The sequence below is a fragment of the Pseudomonas sp. NPDC087639 genome, from assembly GCF_044743385.1.
Classification (GTDB): domain Bacteria; phylum Pseudomonadota; class Gammaproteobacteria; order Pseudomonadales; family Pseudomonadaceae; genus Aquipseudomonas.
Window position 1 is genome coordinate 18507 of the sequence record NZ_JBIUWI010000020.1, and the last position, 20887, is coordinate 39393.

A 20887-nucleotide genomic window follows, 5' to 3' on the forward strand; every position below is an offset into this window, starting at 1 on the left:
GCCTTTGCAGTAGCAACCTAATTCCTGTGGGAGCTGGCTTGCCAGCGATGAGGTTGGATCAGTCGACATCGATGTCGATTGACCCTCCGCTATCGCTGGCAAGCCAGCTCCCACATTGGTTTTGTGTGTGGCCAGGTTTCAAATCGCCGGAAAGTCGATATCGGTCAGCGCCGCGTTGTTCAGGTAGTTGGTCAGCGACTGCACCGCCACCAGCGCTATCACCTCAATGATCTTCGTGTCATCGATCCCGGCAGCGCGGGCGGCGGCGATCTGCTCGTCGTTCAAGTGGCCGCGGCTTTGGGTGATTTGCTGGGCAAGGGCGGCGTAGGCGTTGAGTTCGCCCTGACGTGCCGCGAGGATGTCCTGCGCTGACAGCCCGGCCTTGCTTGCGAAGAAAGTGTGGGCCGACAGGCAGTAATCGCAACCGTTGACCTGGGACGTGGCGAGGTAAACCGCTTCTTTCTCCTTAGCGTTCAGCGAGGTTTTGCCAAGTATCGTCGAGGCTTGCAGGTAGGTTTCAAGGGCGACCGGTGCCTTGGCCAGTGTGCTGAACACGTTCGGCAGGAAGCCGATTTTCTTCTTCACGCCTTCCAGCGCTGGGCGGGTGGCGTCGGTGGCGGATTCGAGGCTGATAGCGTTGATGCGGCTCATGGTGATTCTCCGAAAGACGGGCGCGAAGTGCGCCGGCGATGGAGTTGATGTTAATCAGCGCGTCTGGTGCTTTGGCTGCGGATCGTCGAGGATATGCGACAGATCGTCCAGATATTCGCTCGGGAGTCGCCCATGGATCGCCTTTCCACCTTGCTCAGCCATTTCGCTGTACATGCCGGCACTTTTCACAGCGGCGACTTTTGCGGCGTCAGCGTTCATGAGGGCGAGCAGAATGGTCATGTGCATCTGTTGCAAGCTGGCGAGTTGCTGCTCAAACCGGGCAATCAGCGCGAGATCCGACTTGATGAGCCCGCACTGATTTTCTTTCCAAGACCCTTTGCCCATCGCATGGTGGCCGATGAGACCATGAAGACGAAACTGGTCTGCGCATCGCTGACGTTTGATGGCGGTTCGGGCAATGCTCTGGCAGCGGCGCTGCCGGATTATCTGGTGCTCAAACTCAGCGAAATCCCGGAATTGAACAGCACCCTGGAATGGCTGTTCAAGGAAGCTTTCGAAGGTCATTGCGGGCGCGTGGCGGTGATGGATCGGCTGTTCGAATTGCTGGTGATTCTGCTGTTGCGTCATCTCATCAGCCGTCGTGATCAACAACCGGGAATGATGGCCGGGCTGGCCGATCCACGCCTGTCTCGCGCCTTGAATCTGATGCATGAACACCCGGCGAAAGCGTGGAGCGTGGCCGATCTGGCGACAGCGGCCAACCTTTCACGTGCCGGGTTTGCCGAACAGTTTCGTCGCGTCGTCGGCCAGCCCCCGGCGGATTATCTGCTGAGCTGGCGGGTCAGCCTCGCGCAAAAACGCCTGCGCGAGGGCAAGCCGATTGCGCTGATCGCCGAAGAAGTCGGTTACGAAAGCCCTTCGGCGCTGGCCCGGGCATTTCGGCGCAAGACCGGGCTCAGTCCTCGGGAGTGGAAGGCAGGAGCCTGAGTTTTATTTGGCGAATTTCTTCGCTCCCGCCACACACAGAATTACCCCCAGCGTTACCGCGAGCATGCCGACGCTGACCTGTTCATGCAGCAACGTCGCCGCCAGTGCCAGGCCGAAAAACGGTTGCAGCAACTGCAGTTGCCCAACCGCCGCGATCCCGCCCTGCGCCAGTCCGCGATACCAGAACACAAACCCGATCAGCATGCTGAACAGCGACACATAAGCCAGGCACAGCCATGCCGACAGGCTGATGTGGTTGAACGAGGCGGGCGCCAGCCACAGGCTGAGCAGTGCCATCAGCGGCAGCGACAACACCAGCGCCCAGCAGATCACCTGCCAGCCACCAAGAGTGCGAGACAGTTTTGCGCCTTCGGCATAACCGAGGCCGCAGGCCAGAATCGCCGCGAGCATCAGCAAGTCACCAGTGGGCGAAGCGGTCAGCCCCTGCGACAAGGCGAACCCAACCACCAAAGCGCTACCCAGCACCGAAAAAAACCAGAACACCGCTCGCGGACGTTCACCGCCACGCAACACGCCAAAAATCGCCGTCGCCAGTGGCAGCAATCCTACAAACACAATCGAATGTGCCGACGTCACGTGTTGCAGCGCCAACGCCGTCAGCAATGGAAAACCCAGCACCACACCCATCGCGACGATGAACAACGACAGCCACTGGCCGCGCGCCGGACGCCGTTCACGAAACAGCCCTAACAGAATCACTGCCAGCACCCCGGCGATGGCCGCGCGCGCAACGGTGAGAAACACCGGGTCGAACTCCAGCACCGCCAAGCGCGTGGCAGGCAGCGAGCCGCTGAAGATCACCACGCCGATAAAGCCGTTGATCCAGCCGCTGGTTTTTTCGAGAGCCGGGTTTGTCAGGTTTGATGTCCGTTCCATACGAGGTCACGCTCAAAGGTGGGGTTGCGTTGCCGCCATCCTGCGGCCGAAAATCAGCACAATCAAAAAATTGTCATGGATACATCCCGACATGCCGCGCTCCCGCTATAAAACCCTTGTTGATGCCTATGCGGCGGACATTCGCTCTGGACGCCTGGCGCCCGGTACGCGACTGCCGACTCATCGAGAACTGGCAGCAAGGGAAGGGCTGGCGCTGGTCACCGCCTCGCGGGTGTACGCCGAGCTGGAGGCGATGGGCCTGGTCAGCGGCGAAACCGGGCGCGGCACGTTTGTGCGGGAAACCTCGTTGTCGCCAGGGCAGGGCATTGATCAGAAGGACGTGGCGGTCGGCATGATCGATCTCAATTTCAACTACCCGTCATTGCCCGGGCAGGCTGATCTGTTGCGTACGGCGTTGCGGCAATTGGCGTTGTCCGGGGACCTGGAATCGCTGCTGCGTTATCAACCCCACGCCGGCCGCCAGCATGAGCGCGCTTCGGTCGCGCGTCATTTGCTGAGCCGCGGCGTTAGCGTCGAGGCCGAGCAAGTGCTGATCGTCAACGGCGCCCAGCAAGGGCTGGCGGTTGCGTTGATGGCGCTGCTCAAACCGGGTGATGTGATTGCGGCGGATGCGCTGACCTATTCCGGGTTCAAAGTGCTGGCCGAAGCACTTCATCTGGAAGTGGTGGCAATCCCGATCAACGAGCAAGGGCCTGATCTGGCGGCGTTGGACAAACTCTGCCGCAGCCGCTCGGTGCGCGCCGTGTACAGCATGCCGACGTTGCACAATCCGCTGGGCTGGGTCATGCCTCTTGAGCAGCGCGAGCAACTGGTCTCGATTGCCCGTCGGCATGATCTGACGATTATCGAGGATGCGGCCTACGCCTTTCTGGCGGAAAACCCACCGCGAACGTTGGTCGACCTGGCACCGGAGCGCACGGTTTACGTGTCGGGACTTTCCAAGAATATCGCCACTGGTCTGCGCGTCGGTTTCATCGCGGCGCCTGCGCCCATGGTGCCTGCGCTGGAGCGCATCATCCGCGCCACCACCTGGAACACTCCCGGAATAATGACGGCGATTGCTTGCGGTTGGCTCGATGATGGCACCGTCACTCAGCTTGAGGAGCAAAAACGTAATGATGCGCGAGCCCGTCAGACAATGGCCGCCGAATTGCTCCACGGATTGCCCTGCATCACTCACCCGTCCTCGTACTTTTTGTGGCTGCCGCTGCCGGAAGACGTACGCGCCGACCAGATTGTCGTGGAGTTGATGCAGCAACAGATTTCAGTCACCACCGCCGAACCGTTTTCGGTGGCGACGCACGTACCGCATGCGATTAGGCTGGCGCTGGGGTCGGTGGACATGGAGGTATTGCGTCAGGCGTTGATCACTGTCAGAAAGGTCGCTGGTGCTTATCTGTAAAACACAAAGTGTTAGCCTTGCCTCAATTGCACGACACCGCTTGGATCGCCTGATGAAAAACACCGCTTCACTTTCCCTTGCCCTGATCCTCACTACCGGCCTGCTCAGCACCGCCGCCAACGCCGCAGGCGACCCTGAAGCAGGCGCGAAAATCTTTCCGCGTTTGTGTGGCGGCTGTCATCAAGTCGGCGAGTCCGCGCGTCCGGGGTTCGGCCCGCAACTCAACGGCATCATCGGCCGGCCAGCCGGGACCTCGGCGAACTACGTGTATTCCGATGCGATGAAGAATTCAGGAGTGACGTGGGATCACGAAACGCTGAAGGCTTACCTGAAAGATCCAAAAGGCGTGGTGCCGGGCACGCGGATGATTTTCTGGGGGCTGAGTGATGAGGAGAAACTCGAAAATCTGCTGGCGTATCTGCAGACGTTTCCGCAATAACAACCCGCTCGATCCCCTGCGGCAGCGCCTACAGGGCAATTGGGTTCATGGCCTGCTCGGCAAACCAGCGCATCACCAGTGTGCATTGCGGGTGCGATGCCGCCGAAGGCTGCGGACAAAGCGAATAAATCCCGCCAGTTCTTAACGGCTCACCAAACGGCACCACCAATATCCCGCGCTCGAGCGACTCCGCCGCCAGCGTCATGTCCGTCACTGCCACGCCCAATCCCCGCGCCGCCGCATCCAGCGCCAACTCATCGAGGTTGAACGGGATGTGCCGGTAATCCTCCAGCGGTTTGCCGTCATTCGCGGCCAGCCATTCGATCCATGCCTGGCGATCCGCCGAACGATGCAGCAAGGCAAAACGCAGCAACTCCTCTACCGAGCGCGGCGCGTTTGCCAGGTTGGGTGAACACACCGGCACCAGCGTTTCTTCGAACAGCGTCAGGCAATCCGGGTCGGTCGACGGCTGCGGCAGATAAAGAATGTAGGCGTCACTGTCATTGCCCGGTTCGACGACTTCGGTGGCGACGGTTTCAATCGCCAGCGACACCTCGGGATGGCTCAGATAAAAGTCGTTGAGTTTCGGCAGCAGCCAACGCACCGCCAGTGACACATGCATGCGGATGCGGAATGGGCGCTTCTGGGGGGCGAGGCGTTCTTCGAGGGTTTTCAATTGATCAAGGATGCTGCGGGCGCTGGCCAGCACTTGTTCGCCTTCCGGGGTCAGGCGCAGGCTGCGGCTGGTGCGGATGAACAGAGCGACATTGAAGTGGCTTTCCAGTTGCTGGATCTGTCGGCTCACGGCGCTTTGGGTCAGGCATAGCTTTTGCGCGGCGGTGGTGAAGCTGCCGCAACTGGCGACTTCTACGAGCGCCTGCATGGCTTGCAGTGAGGGAGCGTGGCGAATTTTATCCATGCGTTTTCAGAATGGCTCAATGATTTTATAGCGTTGGTCGGTCCGGCAAAGACCTTATAGATTCTAGCTCTGGCGGCGGACTTCTCCATCGGCGTATGCGATTCACGCATGAACGCCAGGCAGAAGCAAGGCGCAGAACGACAGTCGAATGAGGTGGTGCATGGAAAACGTATGTGGCTGGATCGCGCAGGCTGGCAGCTCGCCGGAGCGCGGTCGCCTGAGTGGTGCGCAAAAAGCCGACTGGCTGATCATCGGCGCCGGGATCACCGGCCTCAGTGCCGCGCATACCCTCGCCGAAATGCATCCTCAGGCGCGCATTGTGGTGGTTGATCGGCAGCGGGCAGCTCAAGGTGCTTCGGCGCGCAATTCGGGTTTTGTCGTGGCCCATGAACATCCTGCACAAAGCGAGTTGATCGGCGCTCAGGGTTTCGCCGGGTTTGAAGTCGACACAATGATTTCCCGTGCGGCCAGCGAAGAAGTGCGCCAGCGGATCGCTCGTCATGCGATCGACTGCGATTTTCGCGACAGCGGCTACTACTTCGCCGTTAACGACCGGGCCAAGCTCGACCATGTCGATGCCAAATTGGCGACGCTGCGCGCCCTCGGCGCCCGCGCAGAGTTTGTGCAAGGCGCGGCCCTTGCGCAGAAACTTGGCACTCGCCACTACGAAGCGGCGATCTGGTGCGGCCACGGCAACGCATTGCTGCAACCGGCCAAATATGTGAAAGGTTTGCTCAACGCATTGCCGGACACCATCACGGTTTACGAAAACACGGACATCACCGGTATCGAGCGCCTGAGCCAGGGACGGCTGCGCGCCCATACGATGGATGGCAGCATCGAAGCCAAACAGATTCTGGTCTGCCTGAACGCGTTCATTCCCCGGGTCGGCATTGCCGACAGTGCGACGTTCCCGATGGAACTCAGCGCCAGTCTCACGCGGCCGCTCAGCGATCAGGAATTTCAGGCCATCGGCGCGGTGGAGCCTTGGGGGGTGTTGTCGACCCGGCCCCTCGGCGCCACGGTGCGGCTGACTCCGGATCGCCGGGTGATGATCCGCAACACCGCCGAATACCGCACTCGCGATCTTTCCAACAGCGAACTCGCGCTACGCCGTCAGCACCATGTTCGCGGACTGCAACGGCGTTTTCCGTTCCTCGGCGAGCAAGACATTCAGTACACCTGGACCGGCCATTTGAGCGCGAGCCGCAGCGGCCAGGCGTATTTCGACCGGGTTGAAGAGGGCGTGTTTGCCGTGGCGGGCTGCAATGGTTCCGGCGTGGCGCGGGGGACGTTGTGGGGTCGGTTGTTGGCGGAGCTGGCCTCGGGCGTCGATTCGCCATTGCTGCAATCGGTGATGCAGCGGGCCGAGCCCGGTTGGCTACCGCCGCGCCCCTTCTTCGATATCGGTGCCATGCTTCGCATGCGCGTGGAGGCGGTCAGGGCCAGAACTGAAATCTGAATTTTCCGCATATCGCACAAGAACAAAAGCCACTCAACACAGGTGATAGAACATGCGCATCCATCCACTTTCTCTGACGGTCGTACTCGCGGCTACATCGGTATCCGTTTATGCCGAAGAAACCATCAACATCTCCAACTGGAATAGCTACATCGCCCCGGACACGTTGGCCAACTTCACCCAGGCTACCGGCATCAAGACCACTTACGACATCCATGACAGTAACGAAGTGCTGGAGTCGAAGTTGATGACCGGCAATACCGGTTATGACGTGGTCAGTCCGTCGAACCACTTTCTCTCGCGCCTGATCAAGGCCGGAGCGATCCAGAAACTGGACAAGGCGCAGCTGCCGAACTGGAAAAACCTCGATCCGTTGTTGATGCAGAAACTTGAAGTCAACGACCCCGGCAATCAATACGGCTATCCCTACATGTGGGGCACCGCCGGCATTGGTTACAACGTCGAGAAGATCAAGGCGATTTTCGGCAACACTGATATCACCCGCTCGTGGAAGATGTTGTTCGATGAAGAGAACATCAAAAAACTCAGTCAGTGTGGTGTGGCATTCATTGATAACCCGACCCAAGTGCTGCCGATCACCCTCAACTATCTGGGCCTGCCACCGCATAGTCACGAACCGGATGATTACAAAAAGGCTGAGCAGGCCTTACTGAAAATCCGTCCGTACATTCAGTACTTTCACGCTTCGAAATACATCAGCGATCTGGCCAACGGCAACGTCTGCGCGGTAATCGGCTTCAACGGCGATATCGTCCAGGCTGCGGCGAGTGCCAAAGAAGCGAAGAACGGCATCGATATCGCTTACTCGATCCCGGACGAAGGCACGACGTTGTGGTTCGACATGATGGTCATGCCAAAAAGCGCGCCCCATGAGAAGAACGGCTACGCCTACATGAACTACCTGCTCGAACCCAAGGTAATCGCCAACATCAGCAACAGCATCCACTACGCCAACCCTAACGCGGCGGCCAGTGAGTTCCTTAACCCGGACGTGAAGGGCGATTCGGCGATTTATCCGCCGAAAGCGGTGATGGAAAAGTTGTTCACCGTGGAAGAACTGCCGGCGAAGATTGCGCGGCTGACGACGCGGTTGTGGACCAAACTCAAAACCAACACCTGACGGTCCCTGAGCTGCCGAAGGCTCTGGCCGCGATCGGACGATCTTTTGACTTTGTTTTTTTAAATCAAGATCAAAACATCGTCCGATCGCGGCCCGAGCCTGCGGCAGCTCCAGGGGGGCGGCGCTGTACGTTAAACGCTGCTAGCCACCTGATTACGACCCGCAGCTTTCGCCTGATACAGCTGCTGATCGGCACGTTTGATCAGCGCTGTCTGGTTGTTGTCCGCCGGATCCGCCAGGCCGACGCCGATGCTCACCGTCACCTGACCGATGGCAAGGAAGTTCGCATCGGCAACCGCTGAGCGAATCTTCTCGGCGACCACTTCCGGGGTATCCGGTTGGGCGATTTCCGGCAGCAGTACGGCGAACTCTTCACCGCCGTAGCGCGCCACGAAGTCGGTGGTGCGCAGGTTGGTTTGAATCAACTGCGCCAACTGTTGCAGTACATCATCACCCACCGCGTGACCGTGAGTGTCATTGATGCGTTTGAAGTGGTCGGCGTCGATCAGCAGCAGGGCAAAAGGGCGCCCCGTGCGCCGGGACAGCAGGCTGTATTCTGTGAGTTTTTCGTCGAAGCGACGGCGGTTGTAGACGCCGGTCAAGGCATCGTGAGTCGCCAGACTCAACAGTTCTGCGTTCGCCTGCATGAGCGCGGCGGTGCGTTGCGCCACGGTGGCCTCAAGCGAAGCATTGGCTTCTTGCAGTTCGCGTTCCTTGCCGAGCAGCGATTGCGTCATCGCATCAATCGACTGACCGAGCTGAGCAATCTCCCGCACCGGATGCTGAAGCGGGAAGTGCGCGCCGGGCTGATTGTTCTGAACCTGCCTGGCCGAGCGGACGAGTTGTTCGATCGGACGGCTCAGGTACAGCGCCAGGTAATACCCCACCAAGGCGAATACCACCGCTGCGAACACGCCCAGGAACAGCAATTTGTAGAGCAGCAGGCGCGCCGGTTGCAGCGCGGTTTCCAGTGGCTGACGGACGGCAATCGACCACGACAGCGCGGTGCCCGATGGCGTGGGTACGGTCACCATGCTGGTCAGATAGCCGTTACCCACCGACCAGCCCGGCAACGCCGAATCACCAGCCGCCAGTTGCTGGCCCATCATTGCTTCCGGGTACAGCACCTTGCCGTCGTGATCGATGATCAGTGCCTCGATATCCGGCGAGGAGTTTTTATGTGAAAACGCTGCCGATTCGACAATACGTGTCACCCAACTCCAGTGCGCGTGTGCGCCCAGCACACCGATCGCCTGACCTTCGGCGTCATGAATCGGTGCGGCAAAATCGATGAAACGCAACGGCTCGCCATTGGGCGTACCCGGCAACAACTTGGCCAGCAGCACGGCTTCATGGGGATCGCCGGTGTATTCGCCGCGCAATCCGGACTGAAACCAGGGGCGCGCTTGTACAGATTGACCAACCAGCAAACCATTCACCGCTTGATGCACCTGGCCTTTGGCATCGGTCACACCCATCCACGCATACTCGTTGCGGGCCTGGGTGCGCAGTTGCATCGACTTCAGTATCGCCGGGTTATCCAGATCGCCACGCTCCAGATGTGGCGCCCGGCTGAGCATATAAACCTCAAGCTGCCGTTCACGTAACTGCTCGCCCAGTAGCGTCGCCGCCGACCGTGCGGTATTCAACAGCGCATTGCCGCTGGCCTGTTTCATCTGTTCGGTGGCGATATGCCCGACATAGAAGCCCACGCTCAATAGCGTCAGCAGGGACAAACCGGCGAACCACAGGGTCAGGTGGCTGCGCAGACTGGCTTTGAGCATGGGCGATGTCTGTCTTTATTTGAGTGGCGCCATGGTATGCGACATTGTCGATGGGCTGCCAGCGACGTAGTTCATGAAACGCGTCGAAACTGCGGGTGCAAAAAAGCCCGGCTGATCAGGCCGGGCTTTTCAGGGGGACTGCGGTAGAGCTATTGATTCATGCGACGCGGCGTTCGATCAGACGATCGGAGCCATCTTCGGCAACACGGCGCTCTTGCAGACGATCCGAACCACCTTCGGCAACACGGCGTTCGATCAGACGATCAGAGCCACCTTCGGCAACACGGCGTTCTTGCAGACGATCAGAGCCACCTTCGGCAACACGGCGTTCTTGCAGACGATCAGAGCCACCTTCAGCAACGCGGCGTTCGATCAGACGATCGGAGCCACCTTCGGCAACGCGGCGTTCGATCAGACGATCGGAGCCACCTTCGGCAACGCGGCGTTCGATCAGACGATCAGCGCCACCTTCGGCAACACGGCGTTCGATCAGACGATCCGAACCACCCTCAGCCACACGACTTTCAATCAACCGATCCGAGCCGCCTTCAGCGACCATGGTGTGAGTCGGGGTTGCGGCAAAAGCGTTAACTGCGAAAACCGAGAAAGCGATGCTGAGAAGGGTTTGGCGTTTCATGATCGTGTGCTCCGGGGTGTTGTTGGTTGGTATGGAGCCGATCTTACGCCGCGGATTTTTTATGAGAACTTCATTGACGTGATGGTGACTATCGACGCCAGCAATGTTTGCCCGAACGCCGGATTACGGGGCCGTCGCGCGAACGCAAAGCTCACCGGTGGCGCGGGTCAAGGCCAGCTCATGCAACGCATCGTGGGTCAGACCCGTGCGCGCCTTCGCCAGCCAGACCGGGCAAATCGGGTCATGGCGATAAGGCAAGAAGTCGGCGTATTGCGCAAGCAACCGGGTTTGCAGCTCATCCAGACGCGGGCGGATCTGCTTGCCCAGATCAGGACGCTGCGTGTCGGGTGCGGCGCCCGCTGCTTGCCACTGCGCGAGCAAACCGTATTGCACCAGTTTGTTGGCCTCCATTTGTGCGGCGATCAATTGCGCTACAGCTTCCGGGTCGAGCTTGCGCTCGGCGGCCAGCGTGCGGGCATTGGCGATGACTTGCGCCTCGCGGGGGCTGTCCTGGATCGGCTTGCCGCTGTCCCATTTGGTCAACGCGACGAGATCGCCGATGTTCAGGCGTTCGTTCAGTGTTTCCAGCAACGGTTTCAGCGCCTCAGGTGCTGGAGCGGGCGAGGCGGCTTGAGCGGTGCAGGCGAACAAAGCAAGAAGGGTGCTGGTCAGTAGTTTTCGAGAGTGGGGCATGAACAGAGCCTCAATGGCTGAGATTGTAATGGGCTGTTGTTTACCACAGCTACGAACGGTCACCTACAGATCCATGGCCGTCACTCAGACGATGAACGCAACAATCAACACCCACCTGAAATGTTAATTGCACCCTGTCCCCAACTCACCGAAGCTATCCTTCATAAGCCCTCCCGCCGTCGAGATGGACCTCTATTCAATGCAAACCCCCAGCGTCACCAAACCCCTCTGGCACACCTACCTGCTGTTCCTGGCGCCGATGGTGCTGTCCAACTTTCTGCAATCGATGTCGGGCACGGTCAACAGCATCTACATCGGCCAGATGCTTGGCACCCAGGCGCTGGCGGCGGTATCGGGGATGTTTCCCGTGGTGTTCTTTTTCATCGCCCTGGTGATTGGCCTCGGCGCGGGTGCCGGGGTGTTGATCGGTCAGGCGTGGGGCGCGCGCGAGCCGCACTTGGTCAAGGCGATTGCAGGGGCGACGCTGTTGCTGGGGGGATCGATCGGTTTGGTGGCGGCGGTGTTGGGCAGTGTGTTCGCGCGACAGGCGCTGACGGGGTTGGGGACGCCGGCGGATGTTCTGGACGATGCGGTGGCCTATGCCCATGTGATGATGTGGATTCTGCCGTCTCTGCTGGTGTTCGTGCTGTTCACGCAGTTGCTGCGCGGGGTAAGCGATACGCTGTCGCCGTTGCTGGCGCTGGTGGTGTCGACGTGCGTCGGGCTGGCACTGACGCCGGCACTGATTCGCGGCTGGTTTGGCCTGCCGCAACTGGGGATTCAGAGCGCGGCGTATGCGGGGCTCGCGGGTAACCTGGCGGCGATGGCGTGGCTTTCGTGGCGGCTGATTCGCAAGGGTCATCCGCTGGCGCCGGACCGGGAGTTTTTTGCGGCGCTGCGCTTCGACGGCGCGATTCTTGGCAAGGTGCTGCGCATCGGCCTGCCGACCGGCGTGCAGATGATTGTCTTGTCACTTTCAGAGCTGGTGATTCTGGCCCTGGTCAACCAGCACGGCTCGCAAGCGACAGCGGCGTATGGCGCGGTGACGCAGATCGTCAACTATGTGCAGTTCCCGGCGCTGTCGATTGCGATCACCGCTTCTATCCTCGGGGCGCAGGCCATCGGGGCAGGGAGGCTGGAACGGATGGGGCCGATTCTGCGCACCGGTCTGTTGATCAATGTGTGCCTCACTGGCGGCCTGATCGTGCTGGGCTATCTGTTGTCGCACTGGTTGCTCGGCCTGTTCCTGACCGAAGAATCGACCCGGGCGATGGCCGAGCATCTACTGCACATCATGTTGTGGAGTCTGTTGGTGTTCGGCTTCCAGGCGATCATCGGCGGGATCATGCGCGCCAGCGGCACGGTGTTGGTGCCGGTGGTGATTGCGATCATTTGTGTAGTCGGGGTGCAGTTGCCGGCTGCGTATTGGCTGGATGGCCAGTATGGTTTGCAGGGTGTGTGGATGGCGTTTCCGGTGGCGTATCTCGGGATGCTGGTGTTGCAGACTCTGTATTACAAACTGGTCTGGCAGCATCAGAAGATCGAGCGGCTGGTCTAGCGCCTGGCGTAACCGCCGGTTGTTTGCTTAAGTCAACCAAGTCCCTCGACGGCAGCGCTGCCCGGAGAAATTCCATGTCGATCCGATTGCTGCTGGCTGTCGCGTTTTACCTGTGCGCCACCCCGGCCGTGCAGGCTGTCGAGTACAACCGCGTCAACACCACCGCCAGCCAGATCAGTTTCACCTATAACCAGATGGGCTCGCGGATGTATGGCACCTTCGGCAAGTTCGATGCGACGCTGGACTTTGACACCGATAACCTCGCCAGCGCCCGCACCACGTTGCGCATCGACCTCAGCAGCATCGACGCCGGCAGTGAAGACGCCAACACTGAATTGGTGAAACCGGCGTGGTTCGACACGCAGCAATTCCCAGTGGCGCTATTCGAATCCAGTCATTTCACGCAAGTGGCCGAAAACCGCTACCTGGTCGCCGGCCAGCTCACTCTCAAAGGCATCACCCGTGAGGTGCAAGTGCCGGTGGAGTTGAAGCCGGACAGCGCCATCGGCATTTTCGACGGTGAGTTGCTGCTCAAACGCGACGAGTTTGGCCTCGGCGCGGGGGAGTGGGCGGACACGGTGGTGTCCAAGGACATCGCCATCAAGTTTCGGGTCGTGGCGCCCCAGCAGTGACTTCAGGTCATGCGCAGGATCAATGGCTGCCGAACAACTGGCGGATGAGATTCGGTGTGCTGCCGGTCCAGCGCTTGAAGGAGCGCCGGAAGTTCGCCGGATCACTGAAGCTCAGGTAATCGGCCACTTCCTCGTTGCTCAGCCCTTTGACCTGATACAGGTACAGCGCGACATGCTTGCGCACCAGATCCACTTGTTGTTGGAACCCGGTGTCGTGTTTTTGCAGTTTGCGTTTGAGGGTGGCCGGGCTCATGGCGAATGCCTGCGCGGCTTGTTCCAGACTCGGCGGCTGGCGAACTTGATCTTGCAAGTGGCGGTACAGGCAATCGGTGAAGCTTTCGGCAAACCCCAGTTGCTCGATCTGCCGCACGGCTTCCTGGCGGGCGACCTGGCCGGCAGTCGCCGAGGCGTCGGGCCAGGGCCGGGCGAGAAACTCGCGGGGAATGCGCATCAAATCCAGCGGGCGTTTGAACTGAGTCTGCTCGCCCAGATGCACCCAATATTGTTCGACGTAACGCGGCTCGGCATGGCTGAAACTGCATTCCCATGGCAGACGTTCGCCGCTGAGCCACTGACTCATGGCCACCAGTGACGTCATGCCCGCTTCCAGCAAAAACCGCCATTGTTCGCCGGCACCGCAACTGTCCAGCCAATAGACGTACGCAAAGCGCTCATCCAGCAGCAGGCGCGGCGTCATCAGCGGACTGAGCAGGGCTTGTTGCTGGACCAGCGTATCGAGCGCCTGATGCAGGTTTTGCGCGTGACGCAAGGCGTGGCTGGCGGCGCCGTAGTGACCGGGCAGCAAGCGCTGGCCGAAGAGGAAGCTGCTGTCATCGGCGTCGAGCAAGCGGCGGCTGTTGTCGATCAGGCCGAGAAACTGCTGCGGGCTGAGGCGCGTCTGACCGGCCAGAATGTCTTCGTGGAACAGGCCTGTACCGCGCAAAAGACGATGGCTGTCGATATCGCGAGACAGGGCCAGATCGATCAATGTCGCGGGTTGGTAATGCCCGGGGATGAAGCGACTGTCGGCTTCGTACCAAGTGGATTTAACGGTCATGGTCGGCCTCAGGCGCTTTTGGCTAAGGGCGACTTGGCGCGGGCCAGTGCCAGGTTTAGGCGTTTGAGCAGCACTTCGGGCGTCTCGTCCAGGGCCATGACCGCCGCCGTGCTGGCCGCCAGTTGCAGGCGTTCGCCATGCTGTCGGGTCTTGTGCGCCAGGGCGTGTACGGCGGCTTGCAGCTCTTGCGCGAGCAGTTGCGCCTGACGCTCGCCGGTGTTTGGCAGCAACACCACAAAGCGATCACCGGCCAATCGGCAGAGCAAATCCTGACGGCGCAGATTGAGCAGCAGCAAATGGCTGAGGGCCTGCAACACCGCGTCCCCCTCGGCATGTCCGTAGGCCTGATTGATCGCGGCAAAGTTGTCCAGATCCAGCACCAGCAATGACAGCGGTTGCTGGTGCGCGATGCTCTCGCCAAGGCTGTCGGCCAGTTGCCGCTTGAGATAGTCGGCACCGCCCAGCGGGGTGAGCTTGTCGAACAGCCGATGCTCGCGGAACAGCCGCTCGCGTTTTTCCATTTGCGCGCTGATCGCCAGTTGTTCGCGGTGCCAGTGATAGATGCCGATGGTCAGCAGAATCATGCCCACCGGCATCGGCCCCGACTCCAGCCAGTGATCCCAGGTGATGCTGTCAGGCAGGCGGATGAATTCGTCGAGGCTGTCGATCCACCAGGAAAAGAAGATGCAGCTCAGGCCCAGCGCCAGATAATTGGTCACGCGCCCGGCCGGACGGCTTTTCAGTACCAGCCCCAGCCAGACCAGTGCCAACAGCGCCGAGCCGCCTTCGCCGATGATGTCCAGCCAGACCCATTCACTGAATGACTTCAGGTCGCCGCAGGCCAGATGCAGAAGCAGACCGAGGTTGGCCGCCAGCAGCAGTGCAGCGAGTTTCCAACGGTGAGGTTTGAGCACTGAGAACATGGCCGCGATCCTTTGGCGAAGAAGCAATGCGCGTCAGCACAGCAGATGTTTGTGACAGCCGGGTGACGGCGTGGGGAGGTCGAATCAGCTCATCGGCCAGTGCAATATTTCTTCAAGAACACCACGTCCCCTGTAGGAGTGAGCCTGCTCGCGATAGCGTCAAGTCAGCCAATATTAATGGTGACTGGAAAAACGCAATCGCGAGCAGGCTCACTCCTAAAAGTGCCGTGGTGAGTGGAAGAGGTCATTTCAGCTCATTTGCACAGACAAACCGCAGCAAATGCCCGGTTTACAAGGCTCGACCGTCAACCCTGTCACAGAAGCGTCATCCGCCGCCCCTAGCTTGCCCTCTCAGTTGCCGGGCCGTTTGCCTGGCCTGACCGGACTCTTTGGGGGAGAACAATCATGTACCAGCGCAGCAGTCATCCGCGCAGCGGCACCGTCGGGCTTTTCAGTTTCGCCCTGACCGCATTGGCCATGGCGATGGCCAGTGAGCGCCTGCACGCCGCCGACGCCACCGCCAATGTCGAGCACGTCGAAGTCGTCGGCCAGGCCGCCAGCATTGACTCGGCGCTCAAGCAGCAGCGCCGCTCCGACAGCATCGAAAGCGTGGTGCATGCCGACGGCGTGGCGCAGTTGCCGGACGAAAACGTCGCTGAAGCGGCGCAGCGTTTGCCGGGCATCAGCGTTGAACGTGATCAGGGTGAAGGACGTTTTGTCAGCGTGCGCGGCCTGGGGCCGGACCTGAACAGCGTGACCATCAACGGCACGCTGGTGCCGTCGCCGGAAAGCGAGCGCCGCGCCGTAGCCCTCGATGTGTTGCCCTCGGAGCTGGTGCAGTCGCTGTCAGTTATCAAAACCCTGACCCCGGACATGGACGCCAATTCGCTGGGTGGCACGGTCGACGTCAGAAGCCTCTCGGCCTTCGATCACAAAGGCCTGTTCTATACCGGCGGCACCGAAGCCAGCTACGACAAGAACAGCCACCAGACCAGCCCGAAATTTTCCGGCGCAATCAGTGACCGTTTCAGCCTCGGTGACGGCATCGACAACTTCGGTGTGGCTGCCGCGCTGAGCTGGCAAAAGCGCGATTTCGGTTCCGACAACGTCGAAACCGGCGGCGCCTGGGATTTCCAGCGCGGTGCGCAATTGGAAGAGTTCGAACAGCGTGACTACGACATCAGCCGCGAACGCACCGGCGGCGGTCTGAACTTCGATTACAAGCCCGACGACCTGAGCAGCTATTACCTGCGCACCCTCTACAGCCGCTACAAGGACAGCGAAACCCGCAACTCCACCAGCATCGAATTCGCCGAGCCGCAAGCCGCCGGTGTACTGGGCGATGCCGAAGGCTCACGCAAGCTCAAGCAGCGCGAAGAAACCCAGGAAATTCAGTCCTACGTGTTCGGCGGCGAGCGCATGTTCGGTCTGTGGACCCTCAGCGGCCAGGCCGGTTACAGCCGCTCCAGCGAAGACAGCCCCGGCCACATCGCCAATGCGGCGTTCGCGGGCAATGACGATTTCAGCGACAGCGGTTTCTACAGCAACGACAAGCCACGGCCGATCATTGGCCAAGGCTTCTACGACGCCAACAACTTCAGCCTCGACAAGGTCGACTGGGAAAAGCAGAACACCAAGGACACCGAGAAAAATCTGCGCCTGGATCTGGCCCGTGACTATGACTTGAGCGGCTATGCGTCTCAGGTCAAGTTCGGCGGCAAAGTCAGCCGCCGCAACAAGGACAACGACCTCGACGCCTGGGTCTACGAGGACTTCGATGACCTCGGCTTTAGCGACGATCAACTCAACCTCAGCCGCTTCGCCAAGGGCTCGGTGGATTACCGTCTCGGCCAGTTCGGGCCGGGCATCAGCGGCAGCGCGATCAAGAACCTGATCGGCGGGCTCAACCGCGACGACTTCTATGACGAGACCGAATCGACCGTCAACGACTTCAAGATGCGTGAGGACATCAACGCCGGCTACCTGATGAACACGATCGACATCGACGACTGGCGCTTCATCGCAGGTCTGCGTTACGAGGGCACCGAGTTCGAAGCCAAAGGCACTGGCGCCACTGACGGCGACTTCGAGGCCACCGAAACCAAGCGTCGTTACCACCACTGGCTGCCGGGCCTGCACGCGCGCTATCAACTGGACAAAAACACCCAGGTTCGCGCGGCGTGGACCAAATCCGTGGTGCGCCCGACCTTCGGTCAACTGGCGCCGGGTTTTGTCATTGATGACGACGAGGCAACGTTCGGCAACCCGGACCTCAAACCGCTGGAGTCGAGCAACCTCGACCTCGGTATCGAACACTACATGGGGCATGCCGGTACGGTGTCGGCGTTCGTGTTCTACAAAGACATCAAGAACTTCGTCTACAACACCGACCTGGCCGGCACGGGCGCCTGGACCGATTTCTCCGAAGCGAACACCTTTGCCAACGGCGACAGCGCCAAACTCTATGGCCTGGAGTTGGCCTACTCACAGAAATTCGACTGGCTGCCGGCGCCGTGGAACGGCCTGCTGCTGGGTGCCAACACCACCTTCAGCCGCTCTGACGCCGAGATCGAAGGCTTCGACGCGGCCAGCGGGCGCAACCGCAAACGCAGCATTGATCTGCCGAGCCAGTCCGACACCGTGGGCAACCTGATGCTCGGCTGGGAGAACGACAAGGTCAGCCTGCGCCTGTCGGCGAACTACAAATCCGACTACCTCTACGAATTGGCCTCGATTAACGACAAGGCCCACGACCTGCACGTCGATGCGCAAACCTTTGTCGATTTCAGCGCGCGCTATTCGCTGAGCAAAAACCTGCAACTGAGCTTCGAGGCGCAAAACCTCACTGACGAGCCGTACTTCGTATCCACCGGCCACCGCTCCTACAACGGCCAGTACGAAGAGTACGGCCCGACCTACAAGCTCGGCCTGACCTTCACCCACTTCTAAGCCTCGGAGGGCGGCCGGGTGCCGCCGTCGATCCATGCACGACAAGGATTCTGCCGGTTCATGAGTATTTCTCTGCGACATAAAAATTGGCTGTTGGGCGCACTGATCGCGCTGGCTGCCGGCCAGACGCTGGCCGCCACACCAAGCCTGACGCTCACCCCTTGGGCGCCGAAACTGAAGCTTGAAGAACTGAGTTTTTTACCGGGTGACCTGCGCCTGGGCGTCAGTCCCGTCAACGGCCTGTTGTTACTCGATGACCAAGGCGCGGAACTGGCGCACCTGAAGGGTTCTTTCAGCAGTCTGGACAGCCGCGCCGATGATCGCCGGGTGTGGGTGGCCAGCCTCGACAACGCCAACCAGCAGGCACTGGTGGTCGGACTTGATCCGGCCAAGCGCACCTGGGGCACGCCGCTGCATTTGCCCGCGCGGGATTTTGCGGTCAACGGCGTGTGCCTGTATCGCGATGACGCCGACAACTTGTTCGTGTTTCTGGTGGGCGAGGAGGGCAAGGGCGAGCAATGGCTGGTGGGCAAGGGCGCGAAGCTGAACGCGGAGGCGCAACGGGTGCGCGGTTTGCCGCTGCCACCGTCGGCGAAGTTCTGCCGGGTCGATGACGCCGCGCATCAACTGGTGGTCAACGAAGAGAATGTCGGCTGGTGGGCTTACCCGGCGCAGGCTGAAGGCGATGTAACGCGTTCGCCAGTGGCCATGCGCGAACCGTTCGGCCAGATCAAAGGTGAGGCGGGTGCCGTCGCGCTGGTGCCTGGCGGCATTGTCGGCCTCGATCCGAAAGCTGCGCAATTGCATCTGTTTCAGCAACAGGGTGAGCGCTGGACGGTGCAGGCAACGTTGCCTGTGCCTGGCCTTAAAGAACCGGAAAACCTCGCCCTGCGCGAAACCGTCAAAGGCCTGCAAGTGTTGATCCGCGACGATGATGATGGCCGTGTCTATCAAGGCGACCTCGACTGGCGCGCGACACCGTTGGCATTGCCGCCAGTGCTGCCGAGCGTCGCGGCGCAAGTGCAGAGCGACCCGGTGGCACGCCAGGGCGATGCGGCGGACGATCCGGCGATCTGGGTGCATCCGCAGCAGCCATCCCTCAGCCGCGTGCTCGGCACCAACAAGAAGCAAGGTCTGCTGGTGTATGACCTGCAAGGCAAATTGGTGCAGGAGTTGCCGGTCGGGCGTTTGAACAACGTCGACGTGCGACCGAACTTCAAACTCGGCGAGCAGACCGTCGATCTGGCGGTGGCCAGCCATCGCGATCACAACAGCCTCAGCCTGTTCGCCATCGACCGCCGCAGTGGCGAGTTGCGCGACATCGGCGAAGTGCCAACGCCACTCAAAGACATCTACGGCATTTGCCTGTTCCAGCCCGCCAGCGGCGAGATCTACGCGATCGCCAACGACAAGGACGGCACCTTCCTGCAATACCGCCTCGCTGCGCCGAACGGCAAGGTGCAGGGTGAGTTGGTGCGCCAGTTCAAAGTCGACAGCCAGCCCGAAGGGTGTGTCGCCGACGACCAGCGTCAGCGCCTGTTTCTCGGTGAAGAGGACGTCGGCGTCTGGGCCGTGGATGCCCGCGCCGATCAGCCTGCGACCCTCGCCAGTGTGATCAAGGTCGGTGGCCCGTTGCATGCCGATGTCGAAGGTCTGGCGCTGTATCAGAGCGCGGCGCGCGACTATCTGGTGGTGTCCAGCCAGGGCAACGACAGCTATCTGCTGCTGGATGCCGAACCGCCATTCGCCGTGCGCGGTGCGTTCCGGGTTGGCCTCAACGCGGATGCAGGGATAGACGGTGCCTCGGAAACCGACGGTCTGGAAGTCACTTCAGCCAACCTCGGCGGGCCGTGGGGCAAAGGCTTGCTGGTGGTGCAGGACGGCCGCAAGCGTATGCCCGAGCAAAGTCAGAACTTCAAGTTCGTGCCGTGGGATGACGTCACCCAGGCGCTGAAGTTGCCCTGATCTGTCATCAATCGGTCATTTGTTTTCCATCGAATAGCGACGCGGTCGACGTCTCTGGCGACGACCGCCATTGCCCACAAGGAGTTTCACCATGCAGGCCACACTCGAACACATGACAATCTGGGGGCTGATCAGCGATGCGAGCCTGTTGGTCAAGGCCGTGATGCTGATTCTGCTGCTGGCGTCGATGCTCAGTTGGTATCTGATCGTGCTGCGCAGTCGCGTGCTGCAACAACGCGAGCGACGCCTGAATGATTTCGTCCAGCGTTTCCGCCACACCCCGGAGTTGTTGCCGCTGTATCGCGAGTCGGCGCAGGTGGCGGTGGCCGAGGCCGGGATCGAGCCGATTTTCAATGCCGGATTTGCCGAGTTCAATCACCTGAACCGGCACGCTGACGGCAACGCCGATGCGGTGCAGGAAGGCGTGGAACGCGCGCTGCACGTCGCCATCAGCGAGCAGGAAGTGCAACTGGAAAAGGGTTTGCAGTTTCTCGCCACGGTCGGTTCGGTCAGCCCTTACATCGGTCTGTTCGGCACCGTGTGGGGGATCATGAATTCGTTTCTTGGTTTGTCTCAGGTGCAGCAAGCGACGCTGTCGACGGTGGCGCCGGGCATTGCCGAAGCGTTGATCGCCACGGCCATCGGCCTGTTCGCGGCGATCCCGGCGGTCATCGCCTACAACCGCTTTTCGGCACGCAGCCAGACTTTGCTCACCCGCTACTACGCCTTTGGCAACGAGCTGCAAGTGCGCCTGCATCGGCAATTGCACGGCTCGCCGTTGAACCTCGCCGCTGCGGCTTGAAAGGAGA

At 60.6% G+C, this 20887-nt stretch carries 18 protein-coding genes; 10 read left to right on the top strand and 8 right to left on the bottom strand.

Translation table 11 applies throughout. The features are described 5' to 3' along the window. Positions 1–138: 138 nt before the first annotated feature. Positions 139–651, bottom strand: coding sequence for a carboxymuconolactone decarboxylase family protein (locus ACIOVB_RS11000; protein ID WP_401267522.1), 513 nt, complete (start codon positions 649–651; stop codon positions 139–141). A 132-nt stretch (positions 652–783) separates the two neighbouring features. On the opposite strand from ACIOVB_RS11000, the gene ACIOVB_RS11005 reads away from it, so the two are divergent. Continuing rightward, positions 784–1599: a cupin domain-containing protein gene (locus tag ACIOVB_RS11005; protein ID WP_401267523.1), complete on the top strand. Its 816-nt coding sequence runs from the start codon at positions 784–786 to the stop codon at positions 1597–1599. A gap of 3 nt (positions 1600–1602) precedes the next feature. On the opposite strand, the gene ACIOVB_RS11010 is transcribed toward ACIOVB_RS11005, so the two are convergent. Further along, a complete protein-coding gene (locus tag ACIOVB_RS11010; protein ID WP_401267525.1) occupies positions 1603–2496 on the bottom strand; it encodes a DMT family transporter in 894 nt (297 codons plus the stop codon). 91 nt (positions 2497–2587) lie between these two features. Between ACIOVB_RS11010 and ACIOVB_RS11015 the strand changes: the two genes are divergently transcribed. Together ACIOVB_RS11015 and ACIOVB_RS11020 are read left to right on the top strand one after the other, a co-directional pair. After that, positions 2588–3919, top strand: a complete 1332-nt coding sequence (locus ACIOVB_RS11015; RefSeq protein WP_401267527.1) for a PLP-dependent aminotransferase family protein — start codon at positions 2588–2590, stop codon at positions 3917–3919. 52 nt (positions 3920–3971) lie between these two features. Then, the gene (locus ACIOVB_RS11020) at positions 3972–4358 is read left to right on the top strand and encodes a c-type cytochrome (RefSeq protein WP_401267529.1); all 387 of its coding nucleotides are present in this window, start codon (positions 3972–3974) and stop codon (positions 4356–4358) included. A 28-nt stretch (positions 4359–4386) separates the two neighbouring features. Here the strand turns inward: ACIOVB_RS11020 and ACIOVB_RS11025 are convergent, their stop codons facing one another. Beyond that, positions 4387–5277, bottom strand: coding sequence for a LysR substrate-binding domain-containing protein (locus ACIOVB_RS11025; protein WP_401267532.1), 891 nt, complete (start codon positions 5275–5277; stop codon positions 4387–4389). Positions 5278–5437: 160 nt separating this feature from the next. On the opposite strand from ACIOVB_RS11025, the gene ACIOVB_RS11030 reads away from it, so the two are divergent. Both ACIOVB_RS11030 and ACIOVB_RS11035 read left to right on the top strand, forming a co-directional pair. Then, positions 5438–6739, top strand: coding sequence for an NAD(P)/FAD-dependent oxidoreductase (locus ACIOVB_RS11030; protein WP_401267534.1), 1302 nt, complete (start codon positions 5438–5440; stop codon positions 6737–6739). 52 nt (positions 6740–6791) lie between these two features. Further along, positions 6792–7880, top strand: coding sequence for a polyamine ABC transporter substrate-binding protein (locus ACIOVB_RS11035; protein ID WP_401267537.1), 1089 nt, complete (start codon positions 6792–6794; stop codon positions 7878–7880). Between the two features lie 131 nt (positions 7881–8011). Here the strand turns inward: ACIOVB_RS11035 and ACIOVB_RS11040 are convergent, their stop codons facing one another. From ACIOVB_RS11040 to ACIOVB_RS11050, 3 genes are all read right to left on the bottom strand, one after another. Then, positions 8012–9664 carry a diguanylate cyclase gene (locus tag ACIOVB_RS11040; protein WP_401267540.1) on the bottom strand — a complete coding sequence of 551 codons (1653 nt, stop codon included), beginning with the start codon at positions 9662–9664 and terminating at the stop codon, positions 8012–8014. Positions 9665–9821: 157 nt separating this feature from the next. Further along, complete coding sequence (locus tag ACIOVB_RS11045; RefSeq protein ID WP_401267543.1) at positions 9822–10301, bottom strand: phage infection protein; 480 nt, start codon at positions 10299–10301, stop codon at positions 9822–9824. A gap of 123 nt (positions 10302–10424) precedes the next feature. Continuing rightward, positions 10425–10994, bottom strand: coding sequence for a chorismate mutase (locus tag ACIOVB_RS11050; RefSeq protein WP_401267545.1), 570 nt, complete (start codon positions 10992–10994; stop codon positions 10425–10427). A gap of 199 nt (positions 10995–11193) precedes the next feature. Here ACIOVB_RS11050 and ACIOVB_RS11055 point away from each other — a divergent pair, with 199 nt between their 5' ends. Both ACIOVB_RS11055 and ACIOVB_RS11060 read left to right on the top strand, forming a co-directional pair. Further along, positions 11194–12552, top strand: a complete 1359-nt coding sequence (locus ACIOVB_RS11055) for an MATE family efflux transporter (protein ID WP_401267548.1) — start codon at positions 11194–11196, stop codon at positions 12550–12552. 74 nt (positions 12553–12626) lie between these two features. Beyond that, entirely contained in the window at positions 12627–13184 is a 558-nt protein-coding gene (locus tag ACIOVB_RS11060; RefSeq protein WP_187678423.1) for a YceI family protein, read from the top strand. Between the two features lie 19 nt (positions 13185–13203). On the opposite strand, the gene ACIOVB_RS11065 is transcribed toward ACIOVB_RS11060, so the two are convergent. Further along, entirely contained in the window at positions 13204–14241 is a 1038-nt protein-coding gene (locus tag ACIOVB_RS11065) for an AraC family transcriptional regulator (protein WP_187678422.1), read from the bottom strand. Between the two features lie 8 nt (positions 14242–14249). Continuing rightward, on the bottom strand, positions 14250–15164 hold the full coding sequence (locus ACIOVB_RS11070; RefSeq protein ID WP_187678421.1) for a GGDEF domain-containing protein: 915 nt from the start codon (positions 15162–15164) through the stop codon (positions 14250–14252). A 405-nt stretch (positions 15165–15569) separates the two neighbouring features. Here ACIOVB_RS11070 and ACIOVB_RS11075 point away from each other — a divergent pair, with 405 nt between their 5' ends. The 3 genes from ACIOVB_RS11075 (at position 15570) to tolQ (ending at position 20880) form a co-directional block, all read left to right on the top strand. Continuing rightward, positions 15570–18113 carry a TonB-dependent receptor gene (locus ACIOVB_RS11075; protein ID WP_401267552.1) on the top strand — a complete coding sequence of 848 codons (2544 nt, stop codon included), beginning with the start codon at positions 15570–15572 and terminating at the stop codon, positions 18111–18113. Between the two features lie 60 nt (positions 18114–18173). Then, positions 18174–20078: a phytase gene (locus ACIOVB_RS11080; RefSeq protein WP_401267555.1), complete on the top strand. Its 1905-nt coding sequence runs from the start codon at positions 18174–18176 to the stop codon at positions 20076–20078. A gap of 91 nt (positions 20079–20169) precedes the next feature. Beyond that, positions 20170–20880, top strand: coding sequence for a protein TolQ (tolQ, locus tag ACIOVB_RS11085; protein ID WP_305438528.1), 711 nt, complete (start codon positions 20170–20172; stop codon positions 20878–20880). Positions 20881–20887 lie beyond the last annotated feature (7 nt).